General features: G+C 75.0%; 9 protein-coding genes. 5 read left to right on the top strand and 4 right to left on the bottom strand.

Features of this window, described 5'->3' with window-relative positions; translation table 11 throughout:
- Positions 1-15: 15 nt before the first annotated feature.
- Complete coding sequence (locus OG689_RS35690) at positions 16-1,365, bottom strand: M1 family metallopeptidase (RefSeq protein ID WP_266325320.1); 1,350 nt, start codon at positions 1,363-1,365, stop codon at positions 16-18.
- Between the two features lie 279 nt (positions 1,366-1,644).
- Positions 1,645-5,766 (bottom strand): Pls/PosA family non-ribosomal peptide synthetase, encoded by a 4,122-nt coding sequence (locus OG689_RS35685; protein WP_266325318.1) that lies wholly within the window; start codon positions 5,764-5,766, stop codon positions 1,645-1,647.
- Between the two features lie 614 nt (positions 5,767-6,380).
- On the opposite strand from OG689_RS35685, the gene OG689_RS35680 reads away from it, so the two are divergent.
- Complete coding sequence (locus OG689_RS35680; RefSeq protein ID WP_266325316.1) at positions 6,381-7,553, top strand: serine hydrolase; 1,173 nt, start codon at positions 6,381-6,383, stop codon at positions 7,551-7,553.
- A 55-nt stretch (positions 7,554-7,608) separates the two neighbouring features.
- Here the strand turns inward: OG689_RS35680 and OG689_RS35675 are convergent, their stop codons facing one another.
- Positions 7,609-8,040 (bottom strand): PPOX class F420-dependent oxidoreductase, encoded by a 432-nt coding sequence (locus OG689_RS35675; protein ID WP_266325314.1) that lies wholly within the window; start codon positions 8,038-8,040, stop codon positions 7,609-7,611.
- Positions 8,041-8,165: 125 nt separating this feature from the next.
- Positions 8,166-9,683 (bottom strand): S8 family serine peptidase, encoded by a 1,518-nt coding sequence (locus OG689_RS35670; protein ID WP_323189357.1) that lies wholly within the window; start codon positions 9,681-9,683, stop codon positions 8,166-8,168.
- A 492-nt stretch (positions 9,684-10,175) separates the two neighbouring features.
- On the opposite strand from OG689_RS35670, the gene OG689_RS35665 reads away from it, so the two are divergent.
- The 4 genes from OG689_RS35665 to OG689_RS35650 are packed head-to-tail and all read left to right on the top strand — an operon-like array spanning position 10,176 to position 14,432.
- Complete coding sequence (locus tag OG689_RS35665; protein ID WP_266325310.1) at positions 10,176-11,447, top strand: ATP-grasp domain-containing protein; 1,272 nt, start codon at positions 10,176-10,178, stop codon at positions 11,445-11,447.
- Entirely contained in the window at positions 11,444-12,304 is an 861-nt protein-coding gene (locus OG689_RS35660; protein ID WP_266325308.1) for a DUF364 domain-containing protein, read from the top strand. The genes OG689_RS35665 and OG689_RS35660 overlap by 4 nt, the downstream gene beginning before the upstream one ends.
- Positions 12,301-13,383, top strand: a complete 1,083-nt coding sequence (locus tag OG689_RS35655) for a pyridoxal-phosphate dependent enzyme (RefSeq protein WP_266325306.1) — start codon at positions 12,301-12,303, stop codon at positions 13,381-13,383. Before OG689_RS35660 ends, OG689_RS35655 begins: the two co-directional genes overlap by 4 nt.
- A complete protein-coding gene (locus OG689_RS35650; protein WP_266325304.1) occupies positions 13,380-14,432 on the top strand; it encodes an enolase C-terminal domain-like protein in 1,053 nt (350 codons plus the stop codon). Before OG689_RS35655 ends, OG689_RS35650 begins: the two co-directional genes overlap by 4 nt.
- Positions 14,433-14,525 lie beyond the last annotated feature (93 nt).

Below are 14,525 nucleotides of genomic sequence, written 5' to 3'. Positions count from 1 at the left end.
TTCAGCGATCAGGGTTCAGGGGGCGACCGGCAGCGGGGGCAGCGGGCCCTGCCAGAGCCAGGCGTCGAGCAGGGCGTCGAGCCGGCGGTCGGTGTAGCGACCGGCGTGCGCGACCAGGTCGGCGGTGCTGACCACGCCGTGCCGGTGTATCGCGGTCCAGTCCTTGACCATCCGGAAGAACGCCTCGTGGCCCAATTCGCAGCGCAGCGCGTGCACGGTGAGCCCGCCGCGCTCGTAGAGCCGGTCGTCGAACATCAGCTTCTTGCCGGGGTCGGCCAGCCGGAGGTCCTGCGGCAGGGCGGCCAGCTTGCCGTGCGCGGTGGCCGCGTGCTGAGCGGCCGTGCGGCCGCCGGAGCGCTCGGCCCAGAGCCACTCGGCGTACTTGGCGAAGCCCTCGTTCAGCCAGATGTGCCGCCAGTCGGCGATCGTCACGCTGTTGCCGAACCACTGGTGGGCCAGCTCGTGGGCGACCAGCCGCTCGGAGCCCCGGATGCCGTCCAGGTGGTTGGCCCCGAAGGTGGACACCCCCTGCGCCTCGAACGGGACGTCCAGCTCCTCGTCCGCGACGACCACCGCGTACTCGCCGAACGGGTACGGCCCGAAGAGCTCCTCGAAGAGGTGCATCATCTGGGGCTGGCGGCCGAAGTCGTGGGTGAACCGCGGCATCAGCGGGGTGGGCAGGTAAGCGGTCTGCGGCACCCGGCGCAGCGGCTCGACCCCGGCGGCCGGGTCGGTGACCCGCAGCGTCTCGTACTGGCCGATCGAGACCGTCACCAGGTAGCTGGAGGTGGGCGCCGCCTGCTCGTAGACCCAGGTGGTGCTGGAGGCACGGGTGGTGCGGGTGAGCAGCCGGCCGCCGACGATCACCGTGTAGGGCGACGGCGTGGTGATCGAGATCTGGTACGAGGCCTTGTCCGCCGGCCGGTCGTTGCACGGGTACCAGGACGGCGCGCCGACGGGCTGGCTGGCGACCAGCGCGCCGTCGGTCAGCTCCTCCCAGCCGAGGCCGCCCCACTGGCTGCGGACCGGCTTCGGGTTGCCGGTGTAGTGCACCTCGACCGTGAAGGCGGCGCCGGCCGCGAGGGCCTTGGCCGGCCGGATCCGCAGCTTGCCGGCCCGGTGGGTGTAGTGCGCGGCCCGCCCGTCCACCAGGATCCGGCCGATCCGGAACTCGGCCAGGTCGAGCGCGAACTCGCGCAGCGGCTCGGCGCCCGCGACGGCGCTGAGCCGCGCGGTGCCGCCGAGCCGGTTGGGGCCGGGCCGGTAGTCCAGTGCCAGTTCGTAGCGGTGGACCCGGTACCGGGCGTCGCCGCGTCCCGGGAAGTAGGTGTCCACGCCGGGGGCGGGCAGCTGCTTGGGACTCACCGGTTCGTACACTCCCTGCGATCTCTGACCTGCGCTGTGCGGCGTGCGGTGTACCGCGTACGGTGTTCTGCGTTTGCGGGTGGGGCGGGTGGGGCGGGTGGGGCGGGTGGGGCGGGTGGAGCGTGTGTGCTGTGCGGGGCGGGTGTGCTCCGGGTTGCGGGCGTGCTGTGTGGGCGGTCGTGCTGTCTGCGGCGGGTGCGGTCGGGCGGCGCCCGTCCCGGCGCGGCGGGCGTGCCGGGGCCGGTGCCGCCGTACGGCCCTGCGGTACCCGAGGGACCGCTACGCCTGCCAGGCCTCGATGGGGTTGCCCAGCCACCGGGAGTCCGGCGGGACGGACTCGGCACGCATCACCAGCGAGGCCGGCCCCAAGGTGCTCCGGGCCCCGACGGTACTGCCCGGCAGGACGATCCCGCCAGGGCCGAGCGTGGCACCCTCACGAAGGATCACAGTATCCATCCGCATGATCCGGTCGTGAAAGAGGTGGGTCTGGACGACGCAGCCGCGGTTGATGGTGACCCCGTCGCCCAGGGTGACCAGGTCCGCCTCCGGGAGCCAGTAGCTCTCGCACCACACGCCCCGGCCGACCTTGGCCCCCAGGCCCCGGAGCCACAGGTTGAGCACCGGCGTGCCCGGCACCGCGCCGATCAGCCACGGCACCGCCAGCACCTCGACGAAGGTGTCGGCCAGCTCGTTGCGCCAGACGAAACCGCTCCAGAGCGGGTGCTCGACCGCGCGGAACCGGCCGACCAGCAGCCACTTCGCGGCGATCGACACCAGGCAGGCCACCGTGCCGGCGGCGATCAGCAGCACGCCGGAGAGCAGCGCTGCCAGCAGCGGGGAGCCCGCCGCGGCCAGCCACGCCAGCCCGGCCAGGGTCAGCACGCCCAGCGCGGCGGAGGCCAGCACCGGCACCAGCCGGCAGACCTCGACCAGCCCACGGGCCCAGAGCAGCCGGGCCGGCGGGTCGTAGGTGAGGATCTGGTCACCGGCTGCGGCGGAGCGCGGCAGCCGCATCGGCGGCATGCCGAGGTAGGAGCTGCCCTTCTTGGCCTTCTTCGGGGTGGCGGACAGCACGCCGACCAGGCCCCGGTCCGGGACGGCCCGCCCGGGCGCGGTCATCCCGGAGTTGCCGAGGAAGGCCCGCTCGCCGATCTCGGCCTCGCCGAGCCGCAGCCAGCCGCCGCCCAGCTCGTACGGCGCGATCAGGGTGTCGTCGGCCAGGAACGCTCCGTCACCGACGGTGGTCAGGCTGGGCAGCGCCAGCACCGTCGACACCTCTGCCCCGCTGCCGACCTTCATGCCGAGCGCCCGCAGCCACAGCGGCGTGACCAGGCCCGCGTACAGCGGGAAGAGCGTCTCCCGGGCGAGGTCCATCAGCTGGCTGACCGTCCAGGCCTGCCAGCCGATCCGGCCGTGCAGCGGGTGGTGGCCGGGGCGCAGTCCCACGCTCAGCAGCCGGACGGCGGCCACCAGCAGCACCGCGTACGTCAGGCCGAAGGCCAGGGTGGCGGGCAGCACCGCGACCAGCGCGCCGCGCAGGGCGTCCGCCAGGCTGTCGCCGGGCCGGACGAACCCGCTGACGACGGCGAGGGCCGCCAGCGAGGAGAGCACCGGCAGCAGACTGAGACCGAGGCCGCTGGCGCCGTAGGCGGCCGCCCAGCGGGCCCGGCGGCGCGGGCGCTGCTTGGGCCAGCTCCGGTCGGCCTTGCCGAGCTTCTTGGCGGGGGCGCCGCCCCAGCGCTGCCCGGTCGGCACCTGGCCGGTGACGCCCGAGCCGGGCGCGACCTCGGCCCGCTTACCGACCCGGGAGCCGGGGAAGAGCGTGCTGCGGGTGCCGACCACGGCGCCGGAGCCGACCCGGACGGTGCCGACCTCCAGGCGGTCGCCGTCCAGCCAGTAGCCGGAGAGGTCGACCTCGGCCTCGACGGCGCAGCCCCGGCCGAGCCGGAGCATGCCGGTGACCGGCGGCAGCGAGTGCAGGTCGGTCTCGGGGGCGATCCGGGCGCCCAGCGCCCGGCCGTAGCGGACCAGCCAGGCGCCGGAGAGCGAGGTCGCCCCGCTCAGCTCGGCGAGCCGCTCGGCGGTCCACAGCCGCAGGTGCGTGCTGCCCCCGCGCGGGTAGCTGCCGGGCCGCAGGCCGCGTAGCAGCAGCCGGGCGCCGCCGGCCGACACGGCCAGCTTGCCCGGCGGGCTGAACAGCAGCACCGCGCCGGCGCCGACCACCCACCAGGAGGCGGTGGGCGCCCACGGGTAGCCGCCGAACCAGGCCAGCACGTTTCCCAGCGCCAGCAGGGCGGTCGTCCAGCGCAGTCCGACCAGGGTGAACAGCGGCAGCATCAGCAGCAGCTGGAGGATCTTGGCGCGGGCCGGCACGGGGGCGATGGTGCGGGTGGCGCCGTCGCCCTGCGCGGAGCGCTCCAGGTGGCGGGCCAGCTTGCGCAGCACGGGCTGCTGGTAGATGTCGAGGACGGCGGCCGAGGGGTAGCGGGCCCGCAGCAGGGTGGTGAGCTGCGCGGCGGCGAGGCTGGAGCCGCCGATCGCGAAGAAGTCGTCCTGGGCGCCGGTGACCTGCACGCCGAGGATCTCGCTCCACTGCTCGGCCAGCCAGGCCTCGGTGCCGTAGAGCCGCTCGGCGGGCCCGCCGGTCTCCAGGCCGGGCAGCGGCCAGGGCAGCGCCGCCCGGTCCACCTTGCCGGAGGTGCGGGTGGGCAGCGAGTCGACCGGGGCGAGCAGCGGCACCAGGGCGGCGGGCAGCTCGGCACGCAGCCGCTCGACGGCCGCCGCGTGGTCCCAGCCCTCCTGGGTGACCAGGTAGCCGACCAGCAGCTGGTTGCCACCCCGGGCGGTCCGGACGGCCGCGGCGGCGCCGGCGACGCCCGGCAGGGCCTGCAGGGCCGCGTCCACCTCGCCCAGCTCGATCCGGCGCCCGCCGAGCTTGATCTGCTCGTCGGCGCGGCCGAGGAAGAGCAGGCCCTCGGGCTCGGCCTGGACGAGGTCGCCGCTGCGGTAGGCGCGCTCCCAGTCGAGCGACTTGAGCGGGGCGTACTTCTCGGCGTCCTTCTCGGCGTCGAGGTAGCGGGCCAGGCCGACCCCGCCGATCACCAGCTGGCCGGTGGCGCCCATCGGGACGGGGTTGCCGGCCTCGTCGACGACGGCCAGCTCCCAGCCGTCCAGCGGCAGGCCGATCCTGACCGGGCCGTCGCCGGTCATCAGGGACGCGCAGGCGACCACGGTGGCCTCGGTCGGGCCGTAGGTGTTCCACACCTCGCGGCCCTCGGTGACCAGCCGCTGCACCAGCTCGGGCGGGCAGGCCTCGCCGCCGAAGATCAGCAGTCGGACCTCGATCAGCGCATCGGCCGGCCAGAGCGCGGCGAGGGTCGGCACCGTGGACACCACGGTGATCTCCTGCTCGGCGAGCCACGGGCCCAGGTCGGCGCCGCTGCGCACCTGGGAGCGCGGCACGGGGACCAGGCAGGCGCCGTGCCGCCAGGCCAGCCACATCTCCTCGCAGGAGGCGTCGAAGGCGACGGAGAGCCCCGCCATCACCCGGTCGCCGGGCCCGATCGGCTCGTCCTGGAGGAAGAGCGCGGCCTCGGCGTCGACGAATGCGGCGGCGTTGCGGTGGGTGACGGCGACGCCCTTGGGCTTGCCGGTGGAGCCGGAGGTGAAGATGATCCAGGCGTCGTCGCCCGGTCCCGGACGGCCGGGCGCGGCGGCCGGGGCGCCCTCCGTGGCGGGGGCGCCGGTACCGGACGGGGTGCCGGTGCCGGTCGGGGTGATGCTGCCGGTCGGGGTGATGCTGCGGCCGGCGCCGAGGACGGCGCTGACGGCGGCCTCGCCGAACACCAGGGCCGCGCGCTCGTCCGGGTCCTCGGCGTCCACCGGGACGTAGGCGGCGCCGGCGGCGAGGACGGCGAGGATGCAGACGTACAGGTCGTTCGTACCCGAGGGGACGCGCACCCCGACCCGGTCGCCGACGGCCACGCCCGCGGCGACCAGCCGCTTGCGCATGGTCTCGACCTCGGCGGCCAGCGCCCGGTAGCTGAGCGCGGTGCGGCCGTCGTCGAGGGCGGGCTCGTTCGGGTGGCTCCGCACCGTGTCGTCCAGCAGGTCCACCAGGGTCCGCGGCGCGGGGGCGGGGCGTCCGGGAAAGAGCGCGAGCCCGCCGGAAGCCGCTTCGGCCCCGGTGGCATCCACCGGCGCCGCGAGGTCCTGAGGTGCCGGGCCGGCCGCCACGGGCTCCAGCGGCGCGAGCTCCAGCGGCGCCAGATCGAGCCGGGCGACGGTGAGCGGCTTCAGGCCCGGCGTGGCCCCGGCGGGCGCGTCGAGGCCCGCAGCGGTCGGGTCGGGCGCGGTCGGCCCCGGCGTGCTCAGGCTCTGCGGTGTGAGACTGTGCGTCATGAAAGCGGTTCGCTCCTCGTCCCTCGTGCCGGCCGACGGACCGGTGCCAGGCCTTCGAGGACTGCGAAAACGAGTCCGGCCGGGCGCTCCGCTCCAGGTCGGAGCAGGGCAACCCGATCGATACTAGCCCGGCCGCGATCGGCACGACCGGCTGGCGATGCAGTCAACTGGCGCACAATCAATCGGATCTGACGATCCATCAGCCCATGTATGCCCTGCCGCACATGTGATATGACTGTGCGTCAGTTGTTTTGACGGTCCGTCAGGCGATTTTCGACGCCGTGACCCATGCCACACCCGAATGCGGCATTCGGGCCACTCGCCCGGACGAACCGAGCCATTCCGACCCTACTCCTGCCCGGCACGACACCCCGGCCGCCACTCTGGGTCGACCCCTGATCACTCCCTTCACCGCCTGGGGGCGGGTTCCCGTCCGCCTCGGGGCCCGCGGGCAGGCGCCCCGGTGCCCCGCCGACCCCGGGGCCGGCGCGATTACGCCGAGTGGCCCAGTCGGCGCTGCGGGTGTCCGCGGCGCGTTCCTACCGTGGTCCATGGGCCGCCCAGGACTCCCCCGCACCCTCCCGCCCCGCACCGCCGTCGCCTTGGGCGCCGGGGTGCTCGCCGTACTACCCGTCGCGACCGCCCGGGCCGAGGTGCAACCGCCGCGCCAGCCCCCGCCGGGCATGTCCGTGGTCGGCGGGGCCCGGCTCGGGCAGCCCGGCGTGCAGGTCGACCCGGCGGGCGCCACCGCCCTGCCCGAGCTGTCGGCACTCGCCTGGATGATCAGCGACATCGACACCGGGGACGTCCTGGCGGCGAAGAACGCGCACTGGCCGCTGCCGCCCGCCAGCACGCTCAAGACCCTGTTCGCCGCCGCCGAGCTGCCCCGCCAGGCGCCGGACACCGTGCACAAGGTGACCGCCGCCGAACTGACCGGCCTCGGGGCCGGCAGCAGCCTGGTCGGCATCCAGGCCGGGCAGTCCTACAAGGTGTCCGACCTGTGGCTGGGGGTGCTGCTGCGCTCGGGCAACGACGCCGTCCGTACCCTCGCCATGATGAACGGCGGGGTGCCGGCGGCGGTCACTGCCATGCAGACCCTGGCCGACACGCTGGGCGCGCAGGACACCCGGGTGGTCTCCCCCGACGGCTACGACGCCCCCGGGCAGGTGTCCTCGGCCTACGACCTGACGCTGATCCTGCGCTCCGCGCTGGCCAATCCGGACTTCACCCGCTACGCCGCCACCAAGGTCGCCCAGTTCCCCGGCGGGCGGGACGCCAAGGGCGCGCCCGTCCCGTCCTTCCAGATCCAGAACGGCAACCGGCTGCTCGCGGGAACCGACGGCGTCACCCGCTACCCGGGCCTGATCGCCGGCAAGAGCGGCTACACCGCGCAGGCCGGGAACACCCTGGTCACGGCGGCCGCCCGGGACGGCCACACGCTGGTCGCGACCGTCCTCAACCCGCAGAGCGGCAAGTCCAACGCCGTCTACGACGAGACCGGGAAACTGCTCGACTGGGGGTTCGCGGCCCGGGCCCGGGCCGCGCCGGTCGGCTCCCTCGTCCACGCCCCGACGACGACACCGGGCCATGACGACCCCGACCCCGACCCCGTGCAACAGGCCCCGGAGCACCCCGCCCTGGCCGGCGCGCGGCTGGCCGCCCGGTGGGGCGCCCTGCTGGCGCTGCCGCTGGCCGGGCTCGTCGTACTGACGCTCCGGCAGTGGCGGCGGCAGCAGGCGCGGCGGCGGCGGCGGGCCCGGGTCGCGGCCTTCCTGCGGCGGGACTGAGGCGGGGGCTCCGGCCGGCCGGCGGGAGCCCCCTGGCGGCGGCGCCCCGCCGGCATCAGCCGACCTGGGCGCCGTACACGCGGTCGACCTTCATCGTCATCAGCACCCGGCGGTCGGCGACCATCGCCGCCCGGTACTCGTCCCAGTCCGGGTGCTCACCGGCGGCGGTGCGGTAGTAGCGCACCAGCGCCTCGACCTCCGGGCCGTCCGGATCCGTCCCCGGCCCGGTGAGCGTCACCTCGCCCTCGGCGGTCGCCCAGGAGAGCCCGCCGGGGCTGGTGACCTCCAGCGCGGCCCGCGGGTCCCGCCTGAGGTTCGCCGTCTTGGCCCGGCCCTCGGTCATCGAAACGTAGAGGACCTCGGCCTCGCGGTCGTAGAACGGCATGACCGGGGACAACTGGGGGCGGCCGTCCGACTTGATGGTGGCGAGGACTCCGAGCCGGCTTTCCCCGAGCAGCGTGCGCGGGTCGAACGAGGTGGCAGTCATGTCACAGGACAAGTCTCCCCGGCCCGCCGCCTATTCCCGGCGCGAGCCGCTGTTCCCGTTGCCCGGTTGCCCGGTCGCGCGGCCTCGCAACCGGGCAACCGGGCAACCGCGCAGACGGGTCGCCGTCAGAACTGCAGGGCCCAGCTGTCGAGGTAGCCGGAGAAGTACTCCGAACCGCCGGTCACCCGCAGCCGCCACACGCCGTCGGCCGTCCGCCCGGAGGCGTCGACGCCGAAGACGGTGTGGACGCCCTCGTCCCAACCACTGGTGAATTCGACGCCCTTGAGCCGGTAGGCCGTGCCGTCGGGGGCGAGCAGGTCGAGCACCAGGTCGTCCGGATACTGGTGGGGCAGGTCGACCGCGATGTCGAGGTCGGCCGGGCCGCGGCCCGGGACACCCGTCACGGTGATCCGCGACTCGATCGGGGCCTCCTCGATCGGGACGTCCACGGCGTTGGTGAAACGCGGGCCGGGTGGGCGGTTCGGGATGCTCCCGGTGTACAGCAGCCGGTCGGGCGTGCCCTCGACCAGGTCACGCAGGGACCCCACGGTGGCGGACGAGGTCAGCGCGGCGGCGACCTGGGCCGGCGTGGCCGTGCGGTGGTCCGCCAGGTAGAGGGCGGCGGCGCCCGCGGCGTGCGGGGAGGCCATCGAGGTCCCCGACATGGTGGTCGAGTCCTCGTCGTGGACGATCCCGGCCGAGGTGATGTCCGTGCCCGGGGCGTAGAGATCCACCAGCGGGCCGTAGTTGGAGAACCGGGAGGCCCGGTCGTCGCTCGCGGTCGCCCCGACGGTGATGGCCGTCGGCACCCGGGCGGGCGAGTGCTGCGAGGCGTCGACCCCGTCGTTGCCCGCCGCGACGGTGTAGGTCAGGCCCGAGGCGATGGAATTGCGGACGGCGGTGTCCAGGACATCGTCCGGATCCCCGCCGAGACTCAGGTTGACCACGGCGGGCTTGACGGCGTGGGCGGTCACCCAGTCGATCCCCGCGACGACCCCCTCCACCGTGCCCGAGCCCCAGTCGTCGAGGACCCGCACCGCCACCACCGAGGCCTTCTTGGCCACGCCGTAGGTCGCACCGGCCACGGTGGCGGCCACGTGGGTGCCGTGCCCGTGGCCGTCGTCGGCCTCGGCGTCCCCGTCCACCGCGTCGAAGCCGTACGAGGCCCGGCCGCCGAAATCCTCGTGGGTGATCCGGACCCCGGTGTCGACGATGTACGCGGTGACGCCCTGCCCGGCGGTGGCCGGGTAGTCGAAGCGGTCGGTCATCGGCGGGCGCTTCTGGTCGATCCGGTCCAACCCCCAGGAGGGCGGCGCCGGCTGGCTCGCGTCGAGGGAGACCTTGCGGTTCTGGACCACCTCGGCGACCGCAGGATCCGCCGCCAGCCGTCGCGCCTGGCGTTCGGTGAGCCCGGCGGAGAATCCGTGCAGCGCCGAGTCGAAGGTCCGCCGGACGGTACCGCCGTAGTGCGCGGTGAGCGCGGTGCCCTGCCCCGCCACCGACTTGGCGGCCTGCGGGTCGAGCAGCACCAGGTAACTGCCGGGCACCGTGCCGGGCACCCCCGCGCCCCGCACCACACCCTCCGGAGCGCCGGCCGCGGCCGGCACTGCGCCGCCCGCGCCGAGCGCCAACGCCGCTGCCACCGCTGCCAGTCCCCGGTACACATGCCGGCCTGCCATCATCGGCCCCCCTCGGTCCGTATGCGAATCCGCCCACTGCCCCATCGGGATTCATTGCTGATTTTCCGTCAAGTGCACATATCAGACGCAAGATTGACGCATCATCAGGCCTCCGGCAAGAGGACGGCGAGCCGATCACCCCGGACCGGGACGGGCGGATGTCGACGCCGAGGGCCGGCGGGACGGACGGTCGACAACGGCCCGTCCGGCGAGTCGCACGGCCGCAGGCCCCCGGCGCGCCGGCCTCTGCCGCAACGCCCAGCCGTATACGAAGCGGCTTTTATGACTACCGCTCATTCGGTTCTCCGGACGATCGGACGGCTCCCGACTCGCATCGACCCCCGGACGGGACGCATGAGAACCATCGCCGTTCGACGGTTATTGAAAATGACAACGCTTTTGGATTAGGTTCTCCCAGGCGCCGCCGCACCGGGCGCCCCCACCGAGAGGGAACACATGGCACATCTACTGGTGATCGAGAGCTGGGTCGGCTCCATGAGCCGGCTCCTGCCGAGGGCCGTCGCCGAGGGCGGGCACCGCTTCAGCTTCCTCACCCGCGACCTGGCCCACTACCTCCGCCACCCACCCGGCGCAGGCCCGCACCCGCTGCTCGCGGCCGAGAACATCCTCACCGCCGAGACCAACGACCCGCAGGCACTGCTCCCCCGCGTCGAACAGCTGCACGGCGTCCTCCGGTTCGACGCCGTGGTCTCCTCCTGCGACTACTACCTCCCCGCGGTGGCCGCCGTCGCCACCCGACTCGGCCTGCCCGGCCCGCACCCGGACGCCGTCCTGGCGGCCTGCCGCAAGGACCTCACCCGCGACCGGCTGACCGCGGCCGGCGTGCCCGGCGCCCGCCACGCGCTCTGCCGGCACTGGCCCGCCACGGCCGCCGCCGCCCGGGAGATCGGCTACCCGCTGGTGCTCAAACCGGTCGACCTCTGCGCCGGCATGTACGTCCGCGAGATCGCGGACGAGGCGCAACTCGCCGACGCGTACCGGGCACTCGCGGCGTTCCCCGTCAACGCACGCGGTCAGCTGCGCGAACCAGCCGTCCTGCTGGAGGAGTTGCTCACCGGGCCCGAGGTCAGCGTCGAGACCGTCACCTCCGGCGGACGCACGCACGTGGTCGGTGTGACCGGGAAGACCGTCGCCGGCGCCCCCGCCTTCATCGAGACCGGGCACCACTTCCCGGCCGACCTCACCCCGGCCGTCGCCGGCGCCGCGGCCGACACCGCCGTCGCGGCCGTCCGAGCCCTCGGACTCGACCAGGTGGTCGCGCACACCGAACTCAAGCTGACCCCGGACGGCCCGCGCGTCATCGAGGTCAACCCGCGCCCGGCCGGCAACCGGATCACCGAGCTGATCCGACGGGTCACCGGGGTCGACCTGGCCGCCGCGTGCGTGGACGTCGCGCTCGGCCGCGAACCCGAGCTGACCGCCCGCCCGACCGGGGTCACCGGCGCCGCCGTCGCCTTCCTGCTGCCGGACCGCGAAGGCGAGCTCAGCCACGTCGAGGGCGCGGAGCACGTCCGGCAGGACCCGTCCGTACTGGAGCTGGAACTCGCCGACCCCGGCCGGGCGGTGCGCCGGGCCACCAGCAACAACGAGTACCTCGGCCATGTGATGACCACCGGCGCCGACGGCGGCCGTGCCGGCCGGCGGGCCGCCCAGCTGGTCGACCGGCTCACGGTCGGCTACCGGGCCCGGGCGGAGGTCCCGGCATGAGCCACCTGGACACCCTGGTCGGCCAGGCGCTCGCCGGCGGCTTCGGCCTCGACCCGGCGCGGCAGCGCGTCGCCGTGGCCTTCACCACCACCCAGGCCGTCCGGCACCGGAGCCGGGCCGGCGGCTACCGCAACGAGGTGCTCGGCCTGCGGCTCGGGCCGGCGGTCGGCTCCTGCGCCGTGGAGCCCGGCACCCTCACCGCGTCGACGCTGGACGACTGCGCGGGCGCCGGCCTCGGCGAGTTGCTCGCCCACCCGCTGCCCGCGGTCCGGGTGGCGGCCCTGGACGCGCTGCTGATGGTGGCCCGGCCGCACTCCCCCGGCAACGGCGCGCGGCCGTACCCGCTGCCGGCCGGGGACTCGCTCGCCAAGTCCCGGGCCCGGGCGCGGGCCGTGGTGGAACTGCTGCCGCTGCGGCGGGTGCGGACCGTCCTGGTGGTCGGCGTGGTCAACTCCCTGCTGGAGCAGCTGCGGGAGCACGGCGTCGGCTACCTGCCCTGCGACCTCAAGGGCGGCACCACCGAGTGGGGCGAGCCCGTGCACACCGACGCCGTCGAACAACTCGGCGCCTGCGACGCGCTGCTGGTCTCCGGGATGACCCTCGGCAACGGCAGCTTCGACACCTTCCTCGACCATGCCCGGCGGACCGGCAAACCGCTGGTGATGTTCGCCCAGAGCGGCAGCGCGGTGCTCCCGCGGTTCCTCGGCCACGGCGTGAGCGCGGTGTGCGCCGAGCCGTACCCCTTCTTCTGGCTCGACGGCGGGCCCGGCGTCGTACACCGCTACGGCGGTCCCGGCCGCGGGCACCGAGCCGACGGCAGGCCGGGCGCCGACCGACGCACCGGCGGCGGGCGGTGAGCGCGCCCACGGCCACCGCCGACCTGGCGTACCCGGCCAATCCTGACCTGCTGCCCCTGCTCGGACGCACACCGATGGCCCGCATCCGCACCGCGCTGCCGTTCCCGCAGCCCGGCTTCTGGGCGAAGCTGGAGTACCTCGGCGCGGGCGGGATGAAGGCCCGCTCGGCCGTGGCCATGCTGCGCGGCGCCCACGTACGCGGCGAACTGCGGCCCGGCGCGACGGTCGTGGAGTCCACCTCGGGCACCCTGGGGATCGGCCTCGCCTTCGCCGGACAGGCCCTCGGGCACCCGGTGGTCCTCGTCGGGGACGCAGAACTCGAGCCCTCGATGCGGCAGTTGCTGCGCTCGTACGGCGCCGCGCTGGAGATCGTCGAACGGCCGGCCCGACAGGGCGGCTGGCAGGCGGCCCGGCTCGCCCGGCTGCGCCAGGTGCTCCGGCGCCACCCCCACGCCTACTGGCCGGACCAGTACAACAACCCCGACAACGCGGCGGGCTACCACTCCATGGCGCAGGAGATCATCGGCCGGATCGACCACCTGGACACCCTGGTCTGCAGCGTCGGCACCGGCGGACACAGCGCCGGCCTGATCGGCCCGCTGCGCCGACGCTGGCCCGGCCTGCGGGTGATCGGCGTCGACGCGGTCGGCTCGGCCATCTTCGGCCAGCCTGCCAGGGCCCGCCTGATGCGCGGACTCGGCAGCAGCATCCACCCCCGCAACGTCGCCCATCGGTCCTTCGACGAGGTGCACTGGGTCGGCCCGGCCGAGGCCGCGGACGCCTGCCGCCGGCTCGCCGCGGACTCCTTCGTCAGCGGCGGCTGGAGCACCGGCGCGGTGGCCCTGGTCGCCGCCTGGGCGGCGCGCGTCGACCCGGGCGCGGCCGTGGCCACCGTCTTCCCCGACGGACCGCACCGCTACCTGGGGACCATCTACGACGACGCCTACTGCCGTACCCACCGCCTCGGCCCCGAGCACGCGGCCGTCCACCCGGTGGAGATCCCGCACCCCGGCGCCGCCGAGGTGGCCGGCTGGGCCCGCTGCCGGACGGTCATCGACCCCCTGGGGGCGCGGCGATGAGGATGGAGACCCGTACCGTACGCCTGCGGCTGGCCGAGCCGCTGCGGATCTCCCGGTCCGTGACGGCCGCCCGGGACGCCGTCGTGGTCACCCTCCGGCAGGACGGGCTGAGCGGCGCGGGCGAGGTGGTCAGCAGCCACTACCTCGGCCTGCCGACCGAGCTGATCCATCGTCAACTCGCATCGGCACGGCCGCTGATCGAAGCCATGGCCGCACCCGAAGCCGCCGTCGAGCAGCTGGGGAACGGCACCGCACTCCTCGCCGGACTCGCCCCCGGCGTGACCGCCGCGCTGGAGGCCGCGCTGCTCGACCTGGCCGGCAGGCGGGCCGGGCGGCCGGCCTACCGGCTGCTCGGCGCGGCCGCCGCCCCGGCCGCCGCCACCGCGCGGACGATCGGCATCACCGCACCGGCCCGGGCCGCCGCCCTGGCCATCCGGCTGGCCGCCGCCGGGTTCACCGTGCTCAAGGTCAAGGCGGGCGCCGCCGACCCGGCCGAGGATCTCGCCAGGGTCGGGGCCGTCCGGGCCGCCGCGCCGTCGGCCCGGCTGCTGCTCGACCCCAACGGTGCCTGGAGCGTTGCCCGGGCCCGGGAGTTGCTGCCACGGTTCGCCGCCCTCGGGGTGTCGGCCGTCGAGCAGCCGATCGCCCCCGGCGATCACGACGCACTGGCGGCCCTGGCCGCGGACTCCCCGCTCCCGGTGATCGCGGACGAGGACGCCGTCAGCCGCCGGGACGCCGTCCGGCTGGCCGGCCGGGTGCACGGCGTCAACGTCAAACTCGCCAAGTGCGGCGGGGTGTTCGCCGCACTGCGGATCTGCGAGGCCCTGCGCGGCAGCGGTACCGAGGTCATGCTCGGCTGCCTGACCGCCAGTTCGCTCGGCATCGCTCCCGCCGTCCACCTCGTCGACCGGGCCCGCTGGGTCGACCTCGACGGCCACCTGCTGCTGGCCCACGACCCCTGGCAGGGCATCGGCGGCGCCGACGGGACCGTCCGGGCCTCCGACCGCGCCGGGCTGGGCGTGCGGCCCACCACACGGGCCCGCGCGTGAGGACGTCCGCACGCTCCCCGGCGTGCACACGGCGGACCGGGGAGGCCCGGCATTCGTCGGCGGTCCGGTGACGGTGCGGCGCCAATTCGGGAG

It is taken from the genome of Kitasatospora sp. NBC_00240, assembly GCF_026342405.1.
In the GTDB taxonomy this organism is placed as follows: Bacteria; Actinomycetota; Actinomycetes; order Streptomycetales; family Streptomycetaceae; genus Kitasatospora.
This window is presented reverse-complemented; position numbering and strand designations above follow the sequence as displayed.

What these genes read in the sequence shown, in the direction of transcription:
- OG689_RS35685 (WP_266325318.1), bottom strand. Translation starts at nt 5,766, where the DNA reads ATGACGCACAGTCTCACACCGCAGAGCCTGAGCACGCCGGGGCCGACC.
- OG689_RS35675 (WP_266325314.1), bottom strand. Translation starts at nt 8,040, where the DNA reads ATGACTGCCACCTCGTTCGACCCGCGCACGCTGCTCGGGGAAAGCCGG.
- OG689_RS35665 (WP_266325310.1), top strand. Translation starts at nt 10,176, where the DNA reads ATGGCACATCTACTGGTGATCGAGAGCTGGGTCGGCTCCATGAGCCGG.
- OG689_RS35660 (WP_266325308.1), top strand. Translation starts at nt 11,444, where the DNA reads ATGAGCCACCTGGACACCCTGGTCGGCCAGGCGCTCGCCGGCGGCTTC.
- OG689_RS35650 (WP_266325304.1), top strand. Translation starts at nt 13,380, where the DNA reads ATGAGGATGGAGACCCGTACCGTACGCCTGCGGCTGGCCGAGCCGCTG.